This window comes from Kineococcus arenarius subsp. arenarius (assembly GCF_050871845.1).
GTDB lineage: Bacteria > Actinomycetota > Actinomycetes > Actinomycetales > Kineococcaceae > Kineococcus.
Genome location: NZ_JBJLSE010000082.1, coordinates 1 through 17,981 on the forward strand (window position 1 = coordinate 1; position 17,981 = coordinate 17,981).

Here is a 17,981-nt window from a genome sequence, read left to right on the forward strand (position 1 = left end):
CCCCCCCCCCCCCCCCCCCCCCCCCCCCCCCCCCCCCCCCCCCCCCCCCCCCCCCCCCCCCCCCCCCCCCCCCCCCCCCCCCCCCCCCCCCCCCCCCCCCCCCCAGGGGGAGGGACCGGACGCGCGCAGGGCGCGGCAGGCGTGGCCTGCCGCGCCCTGCGCGGTGGGGAGGGGGTGATGCACCCGCTCGTCACTGCATGACGAACTGGGTGAAGTAGATCCCCATGACCTCCTTGTGCTCCACGCCCTCGGTCTCGGTGACGTAGGCCTCGATGATCTTCTCCTGCAGCGTCTCCTTGTAGTGCTGGCGCTGCTCGGCGTTGGACAGGTCCGTCATGGACAGGCCGCTGAACTCGGCGATGGCCAGGTCCAGGGCCTTGCTGCCGTCCAGGGTGGTGGAGGTGCCGTGCCCGCCGCCCTCGCTGGCCACGGCCTGCAGGGCCAGGCCGAGCTTGAGGTAGTGCCCGTCGGCGAGGTTGAGGCTGATGGCGTCCAGCGTGGTGACGTCGCCGGGCTCCAGGTGCTCCTCGGTCTCGGCCGCGGCGGCGGTGTCGCCCTGGGTCAGCAGGAACACCCCGCCGCCGGTCCCGCCGGCCAGCAGCACCGCGCCGAGGACGGCGACGATGATGAGCTTCTTCTTGCCGCCGGGGGCGGCCTCGGCGGTGTCGCCGTCCTTCTTGCCGGCCATGTCAGTGGCCTCCCGTCGTGGTCGAGGTGGTCGTCGCGGTGCTGGTCTCGGTGGTGGTGGTGTCGTGGCCGGCGGTCTCGGCGGCCGTCTCGGTGGCGGGCGTGCTCAGCTCGGCGGGACCGTCCGTGGGGACCGCCTCGGCGACCTGCGGCAGCAGGGCCTTGACGGCCTCGGAGGACGGCGAGGCCACGACGAGGTCGACGCGGCGGTTGCCGGCCAGCGCGCGGTCGTCGCTGTCGGGGTACAGCGGGCGGGTCTGCCCGTACCCGGTGGAGGTGAGGCGCTCGGCGGGCAGGCGGTGCACGCCGATGAACCGGGTGACCACGCTGTTGGCCCGCGACGTGGACAGGTCCCAGTTGTCGCGGTAGCGGACCGTGGAGCTCAGGGGCAGGGAGTTGGTGTGCCCCTGGACGACCACGTCGTTGGGCAGGGCGCCCAGGATCGGGCCGATGGCGTCCAGGACCTGCAGGCCGACCTGCTCGACGTCGGCGCTGGCGTTGGCGAAGAAGACGTTGTCGGCGACGAGGCCGACGACGAGGCCGTCGGAGGTGATGCGGTACGTCACCTGGTCCTGGTGGCCCTGCGGCGCCAGCGCGGCGTCGATCCGCTCGATGATCTCGCGGTAGTCGTCGACCTCGGCCCGCGCGGCGGCCAGGTGACCGGCCGACTCGGCGGTCTCCTGAGCGGTGCGGGCCTCGGCGATGATCTCCTCGGTGTTCGGGGCCTGCATCGGGTCGGCGCCGGCCATGACGGCGATGTTGACCGGGTCGGCACCGTTGTCGATGTCGTTGATGCCCTCGTTGCCGCTCAGGACGAGGTTCGAGGACGAGGTGCCCTCGTTGAAGCCCTCCTTGAACTGGGCGAACTTCAGCTGGTCGATCTGGCTGAGGGCGAACAGGACGATGAACAGCGCCATGAGGACGGTCAGCATGTCGGCGTAGGCGACCAGCCAGCGCTCGTGGTTGACGTGCTCCTCGTGCTCCTCGTGCTTGTGGCGCCGCTTGTGCGCAGAGGAGGTCACGTCAGGCCGCCTTCTTGTCCGGGATGGCGGTGCCAGGAGGCAGCAGGCTCTCGAGCTTCTTGGCGACCGAACGCGGGTTGGAGCCGGCCTGGATGGCGAGGATGCCCTCGACGACCAGCTCCATCTGCGCGGCCTCCAGGCCGGACAGGCGCACCAGACGGCTCTGGATGGGCAGGTACAAGAGGTTCGCACTGGCCACGCCCCAGAAGGTCGCGACGAACGCGCCGGCGATCATCGGGCCGAGGGCTGCGGCGTCGGAAAGGTTGGCCAGCACGACGGTGAGGGAGATGACCGTGCCGCAGATGCCGACGCTGGGTGCGTAGCCGCCCATGTCGCCGAAGATCTTCGCGGCCTGCTTGTCGGCGGCCTTTTTGGCCTGGATCTGCGCGGTGAGGATCTCGTAGAGCTCGTCGGGGTCGGTGCCGTCGATGGCCGTCTGCAGGCCGTCGCGCAGGAACTCGTCGTCCACGGCCTTGATGGCGTCCTCGAGGGCCAGCAGGCCCTCTCGGCGGGCGCGCTCGGCCATCTGCACGATGACACCGACGGTCTCGCCCGCATTCTTCGGCTTGCCGAGGAAAGCCTTCTGCAGCTGCTTGAACGCGCCGAGCCCGTCCTTGAGGATGCCGCCCATGAAACCCACGGCGATCGTTCCGCCGATCACGAGGACGAGCGGGCCGGGCAGGAGGATGTCGGTGAGCGAGCCGCCCTCGTGGTTCTGCGTCCACAGAACGGCGGCTACGGCGACGATGAGGCCACCGATGGTTGCGAAGTCCATGGCTCACGGCCTCCTGCGGTGCAGCGGGACCGGTGCCGGCAGTTCGCCGTCCGCGTCGCTCGCGGTGGTGGTGTCGATGTGGGGGTGCGCCGGCAGCTCGAGGACGTCGGCGGTCCCCGTCTCCTCCAGGGAGTGCGCGGTGGCGACCACGCGGGCCCGGAACGCCATGACGCGCTCGACGACCTCGCCCAGCGGCTCGGTGACGATGAACTTCGCGCCGTCGACGAGCGTGATGACCGTGTCGGGCGTCGCTTCGACGCGCTGGATCAGGTCGGGGTTCACGGCGAACACCGACCCGTTGAGGCGGGTCACGAGGATCACGGGCTTTCCGTCCTTGGGGTTGGAGTCGGGGCCCTTCCCTGGGCCGGCTTCACCGTTACCATCGGCGCGGTGGGGCGGGACCTGAGTGGGGGTTGCCTCATGCACCCGTTCGTGCTAACGGCACTACTGAGGTACACGCAGAGTCACTGGGGGGCAACGAGAGACGCCCTCCCGGGCCGCGCACCACGCGGCCCGGGAGGGCGTCGATCGACAGCGCTAGGAGGATCAGCGCTTGAGGTTGACGAGCTCCTGGAGGATCTCGTCGGAGGTGGAGATGATGCGGGAGTTCGCCTGGAAACCGCGCTGGGCGAGGATCAGGCTGGTGAACTCCGCCGACAGGTCGACGTTCGACATCTCCAGGCTGCCGGCGAGGATGGCGCCGCGGCCGGCGTCCCCGGCGATGCCGAAGACGGGGTTGCCGGAGTTCGTCGACACGCTGTAGAGGGAGTTGCCCTCCTTGACCAGGCCCGCGGCGTTGTTGAACGTCGCGATGGCGACCTGGCCGAGGGTCTGCTTGTACCCGTTGGAGTACGACCCGGTGATGACGCCGTCGGTGCCGAACGAGTAGCTCATGAGCGTGCCGATGGGCGCCCCGTTGGGGTCGGTCTCGACGTTGCTCTTGGCGGTGGTGCCGACGTAACCGGTGAGCGAAGCGAGGTCGACGGTGATGGCACCGGCGAATCCGGTGACGGCGGCGGGGACCACCACGTCGTCGGCGGGGTTGGAACTTTCCTGGGCCGTGGCCTTTTCCCCCTTGACGGTCGCGGGCGTCGTGGCGGTGGCGTCGTTCTTGTCGAAGTCGAACGTCCCTGCCTCCGTCCACTCCGTCGCGTTGGGGTCGGTCGCCGCCCAGACGGTCCACTTGTCGGTGCCCGTATCGTTGACGAACTTCAGATACACGGTCTTGGCCGTGCCCTGCTCGTCGTAGGCCTTGAAGGAGGTGATGACGCCCGTGGTGTCAGCACCCGTGGACGTCTTGTCGAGGTTGCCCTTGACCGCGGCCGTGGTCGTCGCCTCGGCCCCCATGACGGTGTCGGCCGGGATGACAAGCTTCTCGGTCTGCCCGTTGGTGTTGATGTTGCCGTTGGCGTCCGGGCGCCAGCCCATCACGTAAGCGCCGGCGTTGGTCACCACGGAACCTTCAGCGTCGAGGGTGAAGGAGCCGTTGCGGGTGTAGAAGACACCGTCGCCCTGCTGGACGGCGAACATGCCGTCGCCGCTGAGCATGAGGTCGGTGGACTTCCCGGTCGCCTGCGCCGAGCCCTGCGTCATGTTCTGGGTGATGGCGTCGACGCGGACCCCCAGGCCGACCTGCGACGGGTTGGTACCACCGGTGACGTCGGTGGGAGCACCGGCGGCCTTGGTCAGCTGCGACAGCGTGTCGGCGAAGACGACGTTGGAGCTCTTGTAACCGGTGGTGTTGACGTTGGCGATGTTGTTGCCGACGACGTCCATCATCGTCTGGTGCGAGCGCAGGCCGCTGACGCCGGAGAACATGGAACGGAGCATGGTGCAGACCTTTCGAAGGGCTGAACGGGAACGGGAGGAGCGGTCAGGGGGTCAGGCGGACGCCGCGGACGGGTCCGGCTCGGTGGTGTCCGACGTGCCGGCCGCCGGGGTCGGCGACTCGGTCGCGGCGTCGGTCGCCGGGGTCGACGACTCGGTCGCGGGCGTGGTCGCGGGTGCGGTCGTGGACGCGGTCGCGGGTGCGGTCGTGGTCACCGGCGTGGTCGTCGAGGTGGTGCTCGTGTCTCCGAAGGCGGTCACCTTCGACAGGACGACCTTGGTGCCGTTGACGTCGAGGACCGGCTCACCGCCGGTGCCGCCGACCGAGGACGTGGTGAACGACGCGGAGCGCACGACCCCGGTGACCGTGGTGCCGTCGGTGCCCGTGTACGACACCGTCTGGCCGATCAGGGCGCTGGCCTGCAGCTTGTCCTGGGCGGAGAGCATCTGGGTGTAGCTCTTCGCCATGTCCTGCATGGCTTCCAGCGAGGAGAACTGGGCGGTCTGCGCGATGAACTGCGTCGAGTCGACCGGCTTGGACGGGTCCTGGTAGCGCAGCTGGGCGACCAGCAGCTTGAGGAAGGTGTCCTTGTCCTCGGCGGTCTTGTCCACCGCCTTCGCGCTGGTGTCGGACTTCCCGGCGTTCTTCGCCGACTCCGTCTGCGTCAGGGCGTCGGAGTTGGCGATCAGGGACGCGTAGGGGTTCGCCCCACTGGCCGCATCGATGGTCATGCTCCTCCTTCGGTCGTTCGGGTGGCGGTCTGTAGCCCGTCCGGGCTGTTCACAGGTCCCCGGGGTGAAGTGCCCGGGTGCACCCGCTCAGACGCGCAGGTCCAGTCGGCCCTCGGCGGCGGCCGCAGCCGCCTGGCGCACCGAGCGGGGCTCGTCGGCACCGAAGAGCGCGCCGCGGCGACCGGGGGTGCCGGAACCCTGCTGCTGCCCGGCGCCCGAGCGGTTGCCGCCCTGGCCGCCGAACTGCGGTTCGCTCCCCTGCCGCTGCTGCGCGCTGCCGGAGTCGGCACGCACCTCGACGGTGGTGGAGGTGAAGGACGTGCCGGCCAGTTCGCGCTGCAGGTCGCCGACGGCCTGGCGCAGCGCGTGGCGCGCGGCGTCGGAGGCGCCGGTGAGCTGCACGCTCAGGGCGCCGTCGAGCACCTCGGCGCTGACCTGCACCGGACCGAGACCGAGCGGGTTCACCTCCACCGACATGCGGTGCACGGCGTCGGTGGCGGCGGGCAGCTTCTCCAGGCGGGCGCTGAGGCCCTGGGCGAAGGCGATCGGGTTCGTCAGCGGCAGCGGCGCGGGCGGCGTCGAGGTGGTCGCCACGGCGGGCGCGGCACCGGTCGCGGTGGCGGTGCCGGTGACCGGGGCGGTCACCTGGCCGCCCGGCACGGCGGGGACGTCCTGCGCCACCGGCGCGGGCACGGGCGCACCGGTGGGTGCGGTCGCGGGCTGCGGCGCACCGGCGCCGGCGACCGGGACCACCGGCTGCGGGGCGCTCGCCGGGGACGACGCCGCGGCCGCCTCCGGCCGCGGCGCGGTCAGCGCCGCACCCGGCTGACCGCCCGGCTGACCGCCGGGCTGACCACCGGGCTGACCACCGGGTTGACCGGTGCCGCCGCCAGTAGCGCCCTGCCCGGCTGCGGTCGGCAGCGTCGCCCCGACCGCCGGGGCGCCCGGCGCCGGGGCGGCGGCACCGGCCGCCTCGCCGGCGGGTGCGGTGGTCACCGGCGACGCAGCGCCCTGCCCGTTGAGGGCGGCGGGTCGCAGCGCGGCGGTCGCCAGGACGGCCGCAGCAGCAGCGGGAGCCGGAGCCGCGGAGGGCGACTGCGCCGTGGTGACGCTCGCATCGACCGGTGCGGTGGCCGGCGCAGCGGCGGCCGTGGCCGGCACAGCGGCGGCGGCCGTCCCCGCGGGAGCACCGCCCGCGGGAGCACCGCCCGCCGTCGCGGCGTTCGCGCCCGTGGCGGCGGTCGTGGCGGTGCTGGCGGGAGCGACCGGTGCGGTGGACGTGGCGGTCGGGGCCGAGGGGTCGGGGTCGCCGGCGGCGAGGGTCGGTGCGGCCGGGTCGGGCACGCTGCCGGCCGGTGCCGCGGTGGCGGTCACCGGAGCAGGCACCCCGGCAGGGGACGAGGGTGCAGCGGAGGCGGCAGCGGCGGTCTGGCCCGCACCCGCCGGCACGGCTCCCGCGGGCACCGCGCTCGCCGACACCGCGACCGGTGCGCTCAGCGGGAGCGCAGCGGGCGTCGGCAGGCCGAGCAGTGCGGGGTCGACGACGACGGCCTCCTGCGGAGCACCGGTCCCCTGCGGTGTCGCGGCGTCCCCGGCGGTCGTGCCGGCGGCACCGGTCCCCCCGGTCACGGCCTCCGCGCCCGCCTCGACGGGCTCAGCGGCCGGATCCGCGTCGCGCTGCGCGTCCACGGCCTCCGCGCGCCGGCGCTCGACCGGGCGGCGCAGGGCCTCGGGGCGGTGGTGCTCGCGGCGCAGCGGCTCGGCGCGGCGCCGGGCGTCGTCCGCTCCGCGCTCGCTGGACCGGCCGGCCGGCCGGTCGGCGGCACGGTCGGCGGCACGGTCGGCGGCGAGGTCGGTCCCGCGGTCGCGCTCGGGGGTGCGGCGCTCGGGCGCGCGGCGCTCCGGGGCTTCCGCAGCGCGCTGGTCGAGGTCGTCGACGGCGCGGTCGAAGGAGCGGGCGAACTCGGCGCCGCCGGCGGCGCTGCCGCGGCGGTCCTCGCGGGCGGGCACCGGGCCGGTGCCGGTCAGCGTGGAGATGGTCTGCGTGCTCACGCGGCGCTCCCGAGGTTGGCCATGATCTTCTTGACGTAGTTCTGCGTCTCCGTGAACGGCGGGATGCCGCCGTACTTGCGCACGTTGCCCGGGCCGGCGTTGTAGGCGGCCAGCGCCTTCTCCAGCGACCCGAAGGTCTTCAGGTGGGAGGCGAGGAGCTTGCCGGCGCCGTCGATGGCCTGCATCGGGTCCGTGGGGTCGATGCCGACGTCCCGGGCGGTGCCGGGCATGAACTGCATCAGCCCGATGGCACCGGCGGGGCTCTTGGCCTCGGGGTTGTAGCCCGATTCCTGCTTGGCCACGGCGGACAGCAGGCCGGCGGGCAGGCCGTACCTGCCCTCGGCGGCGGTGAAGGCGGCGTCGTAGGGGGCGGACTTCGACGTCGACAGGGACGCGGGCCGCACGTAGGCGGCGCTGCTGGTGGCTCCGGCGCCGGCGGTGCCGGTGACCAGCGCGGCGGCGGCCAGGCCGGCGGCGGCCGTCGTCGCGGCGGTGGTGCCCAGCCTGCGGATCGTCATGGGGGTTTCCCAGACCTTGGAGATCTTCACGACGTCCCCCGTCTTGGGTGCGTGGAGCATCTTGCCGTCGCCGACGTAGATGCCGATGTGGGAGCCGCCCTCGAGGACGACGAGGTCGCCGGCCTTCGCCTGCGCCAGGCTGGGCACCTCGGTGCCGACCTTCGCCTGCTGGGCGGCGGTGCGGGGCAGGGAGATCCCGATCTGCTTGCCGGCGTACTGGATGATCCCGGAGCAGTCGAACCCGTCGGGGGTGGTCCCTCCCCACTTGTAGGGGACGCCGAGGTGCTGCTTCGCCACGGCGAGCAGCTGCTCCCCCGTGGTGCCCCCGGCGGCGGTGCCTCCCGCGGCTCCCCACGCGGCGTTCACGGTGCGGGTGCCGCGGGTGACGGTGCCGCCGGCCATCAGGTCGGCGAACTGCGTGCCGGGCGTTGCGGACGTGGCAGACGTGGTGGACGAGGCCGCCGGGGCGGCGGTCAGGACCTGCGCGGACTGCCCGAGGCCGCCGTTGAAGGCGGCGATGCGGGACTCGATGTCGGCGATGCGGGCCTGCACCTCGGCGATGCCGCTCACGGCGTCCTCCCCTCGATCTCGGCGCGCCGGCGGGCGCGGGCGGCGAACTCGGCGACCGTGCGGTCGTCCAGGGCGCGCTGGTCGGCGGCCAGGGCCGCCTTCTCCTGGGCCAGTTCGTGGCGCTCCACGACGCGCTCCAGGGAGCGCTCGGCGCGGCGGGCGCGCGCCCAGGCGGCCTGTTTCACGGTGACGTCCATCTCCAGGCGCCGGGTGAGCGCGCGGGTGGCGTCCAGGTCGGAGACCAGGGCCGCGCGGCGGGCGACGGAGGCGGTCCAGGCGGCCATCGTCTCGTCGCTCAGGTGGGCATCGCCCAGGTCGCGGCGCACGCGGGCGGCGCGCTGCTGCTCGCGGCGCAGGACGGCGTTGGCGGCGGCCAGCTCGCCCTTGGCCTCGTCCTGCTGGACCTTGCGCAGCTTCAGCAGCGCGAGGATCGCCTTGGCGCTCACCGGGCACCGCCGAGGGTGGCGACCAGTTGCGCCAGGCGCGCCCACGCCTCGGGGGCGGGCGTGATGTCGTGGATGTCCTGGCGCAGGAACGCGTTGATGGCGGGCAGGCCGGCGACCGCGGCGTCGACCTCGGGGTTGGCGCCGGGCTGGTAGGCGCCGACCTCGATGAGCTCCTTGGCGTCGCGGTGGGCGGCCAGCACCCGCCGCAGCGCGGTGGCCTGGGCGCGCTGCTCGGGCGTGGTGACCCGGCCGGCGACGCGGGAGACGGACTCCAGCACGTCGATGGTCGGGAAGTGCCCGGCGGTGGCCAGGCGGCGGTCCAGCACGACGTGGCCGTCCAGGATGGAGCGGGCGGCGTCGGCGATGGGCTCGTTGTGGTCGTCGCCGTCCACCAGCACCGTGTAGATGCCGGTGATGGAGCCGACCACGCCGGGACCGGCGCGCTCCAGCAGCCGCGGCAGCAGCGCGAACACGCTCGGCGGGTAGCCGCGGGTGGCGGGCGGCTCGCCGACGGCCAGACCGACCTCGCGCTGGGCCATCGCGGTGCGCGAGAGGGAGTCCATCATCAGCACGCAGTCGGCGCCGCCGTCGCGGAAGGACTCGGCGATCGCGGTCGCGGTGAACGCCGCGCGCAGGCGCACCACGGGCGCCTCGTCGCTGGTGGCGACGACGACGACGGAGCGGGCCAGGCCCTCCGGGCCCAGGTCGTCCTCGAGGAACTCGCGGACCTCCCGGCCGCGCTCGCCGACCAGGGCGAGCACGGACACGTCCGCGGAGGTCCCGCGGGCGATCATCGACAGCAGCGAGGACTTGCCGACGCCGGAGCCGGCGAAGATGCCGAAGCGCTGCCCGCGCCCGGCGGGCACCAGGGTGTCCAGGGCCCGCACGCCCAGCCCGAGGGGCTGGTTCACGCGCTGGCGCTGCAGGGCGGGCGGCGGGGCGGCGTGCAGGGGGGTGCGCGGGGCGGCGTGCAGGGGCTCGCCGCCGTCCAGGGGGTTGCCCAGGGCGTCCACGACGCGGCCCAGCAGCGCCGCGCCCACCGGGACGGTGGGTGCGCGGTGGGTCGCCACCACGGGCGCGCCGGTGCCCAGGCCGGTCAGGTGCCCCAGGGGCAGGCAGCGCAGGCGCCCGGCCTCGGCGGCCACGACCTCGGCGGGCACGGCGGTGCGGCCCTCGCCGAGCACGACGGTCTCGCCGACGGCGGCCTCCAAGCCGGAGACCTCCACCGACAGCCCGACGATGGAGCTGACCCGGCCGCGCACGAGCGGGCGGGCGGCCTCGGCGGCGCGGCGCAACTGCGGGCGCAGCAGGTCGCGCACGCCGTCGGCCAGGGCCGAGGAGACCAGGGGCGCGCTCACGCGCGCTGCCCGGTCACCTCGGCGCTCCCGGCGCCCCCGGCCGCCGGAGCACCGGCCAGCGCGTCGGGCGAGACCAGGGCCTCGAGGGCGCGTGCGACGCTGGCGCGCAGGCCGGCGTCCACGTCGGTGTCGCCCTGCCGGGCGATCGCGTCACCCGGGGAGACGGTGGGGTCGGGCAGGAAGCTCACGCGTCCTGCATCGGCGGCGCCGGGGCCGCCCTTGAGCGCCGCCCCCGCCGCGTCTCCACTCGTCCGGCCGTCACCCGTCAGGGCGTCCAGGTCGTCGGGGTGCACGCGCACCGTGACGTGGCGCTCGTCGTCCAGGGGGCGCAGGGCGCGGCGCACGGCCTCGTGGACCGGGGAGGCCATGAGGGAGACCTCGCGGTCCAGCACGGCGCCGGCCAGTTCCAGGGCGAGCTCGAGCACCGTGTCGGCCAGGGCCGCCACGGCGGGCAGGCGCTGCGCGCTGATCGCGTCGGCGGCCTGCCGCACGGCCGACTCCGCGCGCGCCAGGGCGGCGGCCTGCTGCGCCGCGTGGGCGCGGGCCGCCTCCTGGGCCGCCTGGCGGGCGGCCAGGCGGTCCGCGGCGGCCTCCTCGGCGGCCTGCCGCATGCCGGCGGCCCAGCCGGCCGCCCAGCCGGCGGTCCGGGCCGCTTCGCGCTCGGCGCGCAGGGCCTCGGTGTCCGCCGCGCTGCGCGGCAGCCGCATGCCGGTGAACTCCCGCGGCTGCGAGGCGCCGCCACCGCCGGGGGCGGTGACGAACGGGCGCGGGCCGCTGGACGGGGAGGTGTCCGCGGGACGGAAGGCCCGGGTGGTGCCGGTGCGGGCCTCAGGCCACGAAGTCATCGTCACCGCCGCGCGTCAGCACGATCTGGCCGGACTCCTCCAGCTGGCGGATGACCTGCACGACCTTCTGCTGCGACTCCTCCACGGCGGAGGTGCGGACGGGCCCGAGCATCTCGATCTCGTCCATGAGGTTCTCGCGGGCGCGCTCGGAGACGTTGCGCAGGATCTTGTCGCGCACCGAGTCCTTGACACCCTTGAGGGCGGTGGCCAGGTCGGCCGTCTCGACACCGCGCAGCACGAGCTGGATGGCGCGGTCGTCGAGGGTGGTGATGTCCTCGAAGACGAACATGAGCGCGCGGATCTCCTCGGCCAGCGGGGCGTCCTTGGCGGCCAGGCCCTCCAGGATGCTGCGCTCGGTGCCGCGGTCGGCGCGGTTGATGATGTCCACCAGGGGCTGCACGCCGCCGACGGCGGTGTTCTGCTTGGCCTGCAGGACGGTGGAGGTGCGGCGCTGGACGACGTCCTCGATGAGGCGCACGTACTCGGTGCTGGTGGCCTCCATCGTGGCGATGCGGTAGGCGATGTCGGCCTGCATCTCCGGGGACAGCCCGCCCAGGATCATCGAGGACTGGTCGGGGCGCAGGTGCGCCACGACCAGGGCGATGGTCTGGGGGTGTTCACCGGTGAGGAAGGTGAGGATCTGCTGCGGGTCGGCCTGGTGCAGGAACTGGAAGGGCTGCACGACCTGGGACTCGGCGACGCGGCCGAGGACCTCGGCCGCGCCGTCGGCGCCCAGTGCGCCCTCGAGCAGGGCCTGGGCGAAGTCCATGCCGCCGGCGCCGCCGCGCAGCGGCGCGGCGATCATCGAGTGGAACTCCTCGAGGACCACGCCGGCGACCTCGGGGGACACCGAGCGCAGCCGCAGGATCTCGGCGGTCAGCTCCTCGATCTCGGCCGGGCGCATGAGGGAGAGCACCTTGGCGGCGTTCTCCTGGCCGACCTGCACGAGCAGGACTGCGGCCTTCTGCGCCCCGGTGAGGGGCGCGACCTCGAGCTCGGTGGACGTCACGGCTCAGGACCTCCGATCGGCGAGCCAGCCGCGGAGCAGTTCCGCGACCTCCTCGGGCTGGCGGGAGACGAGTTCGACGACCTCGGTGCGGCGGGCCGCTGCGGCCTCCAGGGCCGGGTCGACGGGTGCCGCTTCGAGCGCCACTGGACGTTCGGCAGGTGCGTCGAGCGCCTTGAGGTCGTCGTCGGCGGTGATGTCGCCCAGCTCGATGGGACCGACGTCCAGGACGTCCACGGTCTCCACCTTGCGGCGGCGGAAGGCCAGCAGGACCACGATCAGCATGATCAGGACCAGCAGGGCGAGTGCGCCGGTCTTGGCGTAGCCGATGAGGGCGTCGCGCTCCTCCTGCGCCTGCTCGGCCGCCAGGGCCTCGGCGGCCGCGTCGGCGGCACCGGTGTCGAAGGCGATCTTCTGCACGGTGACGGTGTCGCCGCGGGCGGGGTCCAGGCCGGCGGCCTGGGTGACGAGCTGGGTGATCGCGTTGACGTCGGCGGCACCGGCGTTGCCGGCGTCGATGACGACGGCGACGGACTGGCGCTCGACCTGCCCGGGGGCTTCCTTGGTCGTGGTCTCGATGCGGTTGATCGAGTTGTTGAGGGTCTCGGAGCTCTTCTCGTACGCGCTGGCGGCAGCGTCGTCGGCGGGGACCTGGATGTTGTCCGGGCCCAGCACGCCGGTGGCTGCGCCGGCAGCGCCGCCGGTGTACGTCTCGACGTCGGTGCTGCTGACCAGGGGGGCGATCTCCTCCGGCTGCTCGTACACCAGGGAGTTGCGGGTGGTGTCGTCGAAGTTCAGCGTCGCGTTGACGGTGGCCTTGACGTTGCCCTCGCCGAGGACGCTCTCCAGCATCTGCTGCAGGTTCGCGCCCTGGGCGGCGTTGTAGTCGCTGGTCTTCTCCTGCTGCGCGGAGCTGCCGGAGTCGTCGGCGGACAGGGTGCGGCCCTTGTCGTCCACGACGGAGACGTTGGCGGGATCCATGCCCTCCACGCCGCCGGCGACGAGGTTGACCACGGAGGTGACCTGGTCGCTGGAGAGCTGCTCGCCGGGCTTGAGCTTGACGAGCACCGAGGCGGTGGTGGGGTCCTGGTCGTCGAGGAAGACGTCCTTCTGCGGGATGGCCAGGTTCACGACGGCGGAGCTGACGCCGTCGATGGACTGGATCGTCTGCTCCAGCTCGTTGGACAGGTCCTGCTGGTACGCCTTCTGCTGCACGAACTCCGAGGTGGTCACCCCGGACTGCTCCAGCAGGGAGTAGCCGGACTCGGTGTCCGCGGGCAGGCCCTCGCCGGACATGGCCAGGCGCTCGTCGTAGACGACCTCCTGCGGCACCATGATCGTGGTGCCGCCGTCGGCGAGCTCGTAGGCCACGCCGTCGGCCTTCAGCTTCTCGACGATGGCGCTGGCGTCGGTCCCCGAGAGGTTGGAGAACAACGGCGCGTAGGTCGGCGTGGCCGCCCAGCGGGAGAACGCCAGCCCGCCGGCGACGAGGGCGACGAGGACCGCGATGACGACGGCCTTCTGGCCGGCGGAGAAGGTCTTGAAACCCTCTCCGAAGCGCTTGGCGCCGTCGACGATCGCCGCGGGCCCCTTGCTCTTCGCCATCAGATCTGCATCCTCATGATCTCGTTGAACGCCTCGACGGCCTTGTCACGGACCGCCACGGTCAGCTGGGTCGCCAGCTGCGCCTCGTTGCTGGCGATCATGTAGTCGTGCACGTTCGTCAGGTCGCCGGTGGCGGCCCGCACAGCCAGGTCATCGGCGTTCGACTGCACCGACTGGAGCTTGTCCAGGCCACCGGACAGCAGCGTGGCGAAGTCGGTGCCGGAGGCGTCGCCCACCGCCCCGGTGCCCGTGGTGCCGGTGACACCGGCGAGGTTTGCGATGCCCGTGGTGCCGGTGATGGTCTGCTCGCCGGTGGTGACCCCGCGGGTCATCTGGGCGTTGTCCGTGTTCTCCAGGCCCTGCCCCCAGCCGACCGCCTGGGTGCCGAGGGAGCTGCCGATGGCGCCGATCGACTCGATGCTCACCGCGCTCACCCCTTCCCGAGCTGCAGGGCGGACTGGTACGCGTCCTTGGCCGCGGTGATGGTCTGCAGGTTCGCCTGGTAGGCGCGCTGCGCCATCATCAGGCTGGTCATCTGCGTGCTCATGTCGATGTCGGGGTACTTCACGTACCCGTTCTCGTCGGCCAGCGGGTTGTCCGGCTCGTGGACCATGCGGCCCTCGGGGCTGCCGGTGAGGATGCCGGCGACCTGGGTGCCCTTGCCGTCACCGGCCTCGGTGGCCACGACGTAGCGCGCGGCGAACGCGTCCTCGTCGGTGCGCGTGGCGGTGTTGATGTTGGCCAGGTTGTCGCTGACGGCGTCCATCCACTTGCGGTTCACCGTGACGCCGGTGCCGGCGATGCCGATCGCGTCGAAGATGCTCATGGTTCGGGGCTCCGGATCAGGTGGTGGTCACGGGGCGGCGGACCGGGCGCGCCATCAGGCGCGGCCCATGGCGGTGCGCAGCAGGGTGTACTTGGAGTTCAGCGCCGACAGCGCCGTCTGGTAGCTCAACCCGGTGGAGATGTTGGAGATCGTCTCCTCGTCGAGGTTGACGTTGTTGCCGTCCTCGCGGGTGGGCTCCAGCGACTTGGCGGTGCTGATGCCGGAGGTCGCGGCGGCGCGGGCGTCGCCGGAGGAGACCGCCCGGGACAGGGAGGCCTCGAAGGAGACCTTGTTGGCGAGGTAGCCGGGGGTGTTGATGTTGGCGATGTTGTCGGCGATGGCCCGCTGACGCGCCTGCAGACCGTCCAGCGCTGTGTGCAGCGCGACGCTGGTGAGATCGGCCACAGGACCACCCTTCGACGGGCCCCGGCGCACCTGCCGCCCGGGGCGTTGAACTCGTACGTGGCCGTCCTGGCCCGGTTGTCGGTGCTTCCTGCACCCGAGCACTCAATCGGCCCACCGGGCGACCCCCTTGAGCGCGCGGGGCCCGCCGGGGCCGGTTCCCGGGCCGATCCGCGCCAGCACCACCCGTTCGGCCGAGCCCTGAGCCGGCCGGTCACCGCCCGTGGGCGCCGTCGAACCCGACCGGGCGAGGCCGCTGCACCCTCCCCCGCCCGGGCGGAGCAGCCGGTGCGCCCGGCGTGCTCAAGCCGTGCGCCGGGTGCGTCGAGAAGAGGGCAGCGATCGACCCGCCGCCGAGCGCGGCGAGCGCCGACCACCCCGTCAGCCACCCTGAGGCAGGACATGACGCTCATCGACGACCAGCCGGCACCGCAGCAGTCGCCCGCCGTGCCCGGCACCGCCCCCGGCACCGGCGCCCACGCCCCCGCGCACGTCCTCGACGAGGGCCTGCTGCACCTGGCCGGGGAGGTGGCCGCGCTCGCCGAGCAGGAGGAGCAGGAGCACCGCGCCGGCACCCTGCGCGCCCTGGAGGGCGCGCTGCGCGCGCAGGACGACCTGGGCCGCTGGGCCGACTGCGACCTGTTCGCCGTCCTGGACGTCGACGGCCCCGGCGCCCCGGCGCGCGAGCGGCGCAGCCTGCTGCGCTCCGGCGCGCTGCGCACCGTGCTGGTCTTCGCGCCCGTCATGGTCACGTGGGCGGGCCTGCTGTTCGCCGGGCGCGCCTACGGGCGCATGACCGCCGCCGGTGAGGCCGAGGAGGGCCTGTCGTTCCTGCAGCTGTGGCTGGACGGCTTCGGCGGACGCACCTTCTTCTCCCTGGACCGCGTCGCCGAGATCGCCGTGGCGCTCATCGCCGCGGCCATCGCGGTCAGCGTCGCCACCGACCGCCGCCACCGCGCCGACGACGAGGCGACCGCCGCGGCCGACGCCGCGCACCGGCACCGCCTGCGCGCGCTGGCCTCGCGCACCACCCTGGCCCTGGCCCCGCACCGCAGCAACGCCGCCGAGCAGCTGGGCGCGCACTTCGAGCGCGGCCTGACCGAGCTGGGGCGCCTGGTCGCCGAGACGATCCGCCTGCACGCCGACACCAGCGACCTGGTCACCCACGTGCGCGCCGCGAGCTCCACCGCGATCGAGGCGGCCGGCGCGGCCAGCACCGGCGGTGAGCGCGTCGCCGAGGCGGCGACCCGCCTGGAGTCCGCGGTCACCGAGGCGATGGGCAACCACCGCGAGCAGATCGCCGCCGACCGCGCCCAGCACAGCGCGGCGCTGCGCGATTCCACCGACCGCCTGGAACGCTCGCTGGGCCAGCTGGAGAAGGCCAGCGCCGAGGCGCTGCGCGAGAGCTTCGAGAGCCGCGACCGGGTCCTGGGCGCGGTGGAGGGCGTCACCTCCTCGGTGACGCTGCTGTCCACCGAGACCCGTGCCGCCATGGCCGACCTGGCCGCCTCGGCGCGCGAGATGAGCAAGCACAGCGCCGACTTCGGCGAGCAGGTCACCGGCCACCTGCAGGCCCTGAGCACCACCGCCCGCGAGTCGGTGGAGAAGATCTCCACCGCCTCCGCGGAGGTCACCACGGAACTGACCCGCACGGCCGCCGCGCACGTGGAGCGCCTGCAGGGCACCGTGCTGGACTCGATCGAGAAGGTCACCGCGGTCACCGGCGACGCGTTCAGCGAGCACGTCGCGGCCTCCGCGGCGCAGGCGGCGCGGACGATGGAGACGCTGCGCGCGGACGTGCAGCGCACCTCCGAGGCCGCCGAGCGCGCCCTGGGCGCGGCGGTGCGTGGGCTGGACGACGCCGCCGACGAGCAGCAGCGCCGGCTGCGCCACGACGAGCGGATGGCGGCCCTGCTGGAGGCGCAGAACGCCGTGCTGGACACCTGGCGCGGGGTCGAGGCCCGCCTGGACGCCGCCGCGCGCGACATGCGCGGGGTGCCGAGCTGGCTGGAGGCGGTGCAGCACGAGCACGCCGACGCCACCGGCCGGGCGCTGGCCAGCCTCGGGGCGGCGCTGGAGGAGGCGGTGTCGTCGAACGTGCGCGAGACCCTCGCCATGGCGCAGGACGACCACGTGCGGCAGGTGAACCGCGCCTACCGCGACGCGAGCCGGATGATGCAGGAGGAGCTGACCGGCAGCATCGGCGCCCTGCTGGAGGCCGCGCCGCAGCAGGCCGCCTCCCAGGCGGCGCAGCGCGCGGCGCGCGAGGCGGCCCGCGAGGCCGCTCACCAGGCAGCGCACGAGGCCGCGCAGCAGGCGGTGCAGCACGCGGTGCGGCAGGTGGAGCAGCAGGTCGAGCGGGAGGTGGGGCGGCAGGTGGCGCAGCAGCGCAGGGCCGAGCCGCAGCCGGTCCGGCGGCCGGTGCGCCCGGCCGCCCAGCCCGTGGCGCGCGCCGCGCAGCCGACCGCCCAGCTGCCCGCCCAGCCCACCGCGGCCCGTTCCGCTGCTCCCGCCGCGCGGGTCGCCCCGGCGGCGCAGGCCGCCTCGCCGCAGCAGCGGGTCGCCGCGCGCTACGCCGCGAACGGCTACCCCTCGGACGGCTACCCGTCGGAGCGCCAGGCGGCTGCGCCGCCGGCTGCCCGGGTCGCCGGCCGGGTGCCGCCCGCCCGCGGTGCGGACGCCGAACCGGAGGAGGAGTTCGTGGCCGTCGCCGCCCGCACGCTGAGCCCGGCGCTCGCCCGCCGCTACCAGGGGGTGTCGTCGTGAGGCGCCGGGACACCTCGCACAGCTTCGCCGGCTGGGTCTTCGCGGACGCGCTGCTGGCCATGACGATCATCGGCCTGGCCGCCGGTGGTGCGGTCAGCGCCGGCGCGGAGCCGCCCGCCCCCGTCGCGGTGGTCGCCCCCGAGCCGACCCCGGTGCCGACCCCGGAACCGGCGCCGCCCGCCCCGCCCGCTCCCCCGGCCGACGGGGTGGCGCAGGCCCCGGTGGTGCTGGAGCTGCCGCTGCGCGACGCCTCGGACGAGGCGGTGCGGGCGGCGGTGGCCGGCGCGGTCGGCGAGCTGGCGGCGCAGGGCCGCCGGGCGGCGTTCGTGCTGACGTTCGGCACGGCGTCCGACCCCGCCGCGGGCACGGCGCTGGCCCGGCGGGTCAACGCGCAGCTCGACGCCGCCGCCGGCGCGGTGTTCGCCGGCTCGGCCAAGCGCGACTTCTGGCGGGCGGTCAACGCCACCTCCCCCGAGACCGGCGTGGTGCGCCTGGAGGTCTACCTCCTGCAGCAGTGACCCCACCCCCACCCCCACCCCCCCCC

18 protein-coding genes are annotated in these 17,981 nt (G+C 74.2%); 2 read left to right on the top strand and 16 right to left on the bottom strand.

Annotated features, from left to right (window positions below):
- Positions 1–190: 190 nt before the first annotated feature.
- The 16 genes from ACRYM0_RS16205 to flgB all read right to left on the bottom strand — a co-directional run bounded on the left by ACRYM0_RS16205 (position 191) and on the right by flgB (position 14,674).
- Positions 191–688: a flagellar basal body-associated FliL family protein gene (locus ACRYM0_RS16205; protein ID WP_432506826.1), complete on the bottom strand. Its 498-nt coding sequence runs from the start codon at positions 686–688 to the stop codon at positions 191–193.
- Between the two features lies 1 nt (position 689).
- Positions 690–1,709, bottom strand: a complete 1,020-nt coding sequence (locus ACRYM0_RS16210; RefSeq protein ID WP_432506828.1) for an OmpA/MotB family protein — start codon at positions 1,707–1,709, stop codon at positions 690–692.
- Between the two features lies 1 nt (position 1,710).
- Positions 1,711–2,484, bottom strand: a complete 774-nt coding sequence (locus ACRYM0_RS16215) for a motility protein A (protein WP_432506830.1) — start codon at positions 2,482–2,484, stop codon at positions 1,711–1,713.
- Between the two features lie 3 nt (positions 2,485–2,487).
- Positions 2,488–2,805: a flagellar FlbD family protein gene (locus ACRYM0_RS16220; protein ID WP_432506832.1), complete on the bottom strand. Its 318-nt coding sequence runs from the start codon at positions 2,803–2,805 to the stop codon at positions 2,488–2,490.
- Positions 2,806–3,030: 225 nt separating this feature from the next.
- The gene (locus tag ACRYM0_RS16225; RefSeq protein WP_432506834.1) at positions 3,031–4,314 is read right to left on the bottom strand and encodes a flagellar hook protein FlgE; all 1,284 of its coding nucleotides are present in this window, start codon (positions 4,312–4,314) and stop codon (positions 3,031–3,033) included.
- Positions 4,315–4,365: 51 nt separating this feature from the next.
- On the bottom strand, positions 4,366–5,043 hold the full coding sequence (locus tag ACRYM0_RS16230; RefSeq protein ID WP_432506836.1) for a flagellar hook capping FlgD N-terminal domain-containing protein: 678 nt from the start codon (positions 5,041–5,043) through the stop codon (positions 4,366–4,368).
- Positions 5,044–5,130: 87 nt separating this feature from the next.
- Positions 5,131–7,095, bottom strand: coding sequence for a flagellar hook-length control protein FliK (locus ACRYM0_RS16235; RefSeq protein WP_432506838.1), 1,965 nt, complete (start codon positions 7,093–7,095; stop codon positions 5,131–5,133).
- A complete protein-coding gene (locus ACRYM0_RS16240; RefSeq protein ID WP_432506840.1) occupies positions 7,092–8,183 on the bottom strand; it encodes a transglycosylase SLT domain-containing protein in 1,092 nt (363 codons plus the stop codon). Before ACRYM0_RS16240 ends, ACRYM0_RS16235 begins: the two co-directional genes overlap by 4 nt.
- The gene (locus ACRYM0_RS16245) at positions 8,180–8,629 is read right to left on the bottom strand and encodes a hypothetical protein (RefSeq protein ID WP_432506842.1); all 450 of its coding nucleotides are present in this window, start codon (positions 8,627–8,629) and stop codon (positions 8,180–8,182) included. Before ACRYM0_RS16245 ends, ACRYM0_RS16240 begins: the two co-directional genes overlap by 4 nt.
- Positions 8,626–9,987 carry a FliI/YscN family ATPase gene (locus tag ACRYM0_RS16250; protein WP_432506844.1) on the bottom strand — a complete coding sequence of 454 codons (1,362 nt, stop codon included), beginning with the start codon at positions 9,985–9,987 and terminating at the stop codon, positions 8,626–8,628. The genes ACRYM0_RS16245 and ACRYM0_RS16250 overlap by 4 nt, the downstream gene beginning before the upstream one ends.
- The gene (locus ACRYM0_RS16255; RefSeq protein ID WP_432506846.1) at positions 9,984–10,832 is read right to left on the bottom strand and encodes a FliH/SctL family protein; all 849 of its coding nucleotides are present in this window, start codon (positions 10,830–10,832) and stop codon (positions 9,984–9,986) included. The genes ACRYM0_RS16250 and ACRYM0_RS16255 overlap by 4 nt, the downstream gene beginning before the upstream one ends.
- Positions 10,816–11,841 carry a flagellar motor switch protein FliG gene (gene fliG / locus ACRYM0_RS16260; RefSeq protein ID WP_432491101.1) on the bottom strand — a complete coding sequence of 342 codons (1,026 nt, stop codon included), beginning with the start codon at positions 11,839–11,841 and terminating at the stop codon, positions 10,816–10,818. The genes ACRYM0_RS16255 and fliG overlap by 17 nt, the downstream gene beginning before the upstream one ends.
- Before the next feature lie 3 nt (positions 11,842–11,844).
- Positions 11,845–13,443, bottom strand: a complete 1,599-nt coding sequence (gene fliF, locus ACRYM0_RS16265; RefSeq protein WP_432506847.1) for a flagellar basal-body MS-ring/collar protein FliF — start codon at positions 13,441–13,443, stop codon at positions 11,845–11,847.
- A complete protein-coding gene (gene fliE, locus ACRYM0_RS16270; RefSeq protein WP_432506848.1) occupies positions 13,443–13,868 on the bottom strand; it encodes a flagellar hook-basal body complex protein FliE in 426 nt (141 codons plus the stop codon). Before fliE ends, fliF begins: the two co-directional genes overlap by 1 nt.
- Before the next feature lie 5 nt (positions 13,869–13,873).
- On the bottom strand, positions 13,874–14,269 hold the full coding sequence (locus ACRYM0_RS16275) for a flagellar basal body rod protein FlgC (protein ID WP_432506849.1): 396 nt from the start codon (positions 14,267–14,269) through the stop codon (positions 13,874–13,876).
- 54 nt (positions 14,270–14,323) lie between these two features.
- Positions 14,324–14,674, bottom strand: a complete 351-nt coding sequence (gene flgB, locus ACRYM0_RS16280) for a flagellar basal body rod protein FlgB (protein WP_432506851.1) — start codon at positions 14,672–14,674, stop codon at positions 14,324–14,326.
- A gap of 399 nt (positions 14,675–15,073) precedes the next feature.
- On the opposite strand from flgB, the gene ACRYM0_RS16285 reads away from it, so the two are divergent.
- Positions 15,074–17,437 carry a coiled-coil domain-containing protein gene (locus ACRYM0_RS16285; RefSeq protein WP_432506852.1) on the top strand — a complete coding sequence of 788 codons (2,364 nt, stop codon included), beginning with the start codon at positions 15,074–15,076 and terminating at the stop codon, positions 17,435–17,437.
- Positions 17,434–17,955 (top strand): hypothetical protein, encoded by a 522-nt coding sequence (locus ACRYM0_RS16290; RefSeq protein ID WP_432506853.1) that lies wholly within the window; start codon positions 17,434–17,436, stop codon positions 17,953–17,955. The genes ACRYM0_RS16285 and ACRYM0_RS16290 overlap by 4 nt, the downstream gene beginning before the upstream one ends.
- Positions 17,956–17,981 lie beyond the last annotated feature (26 nt).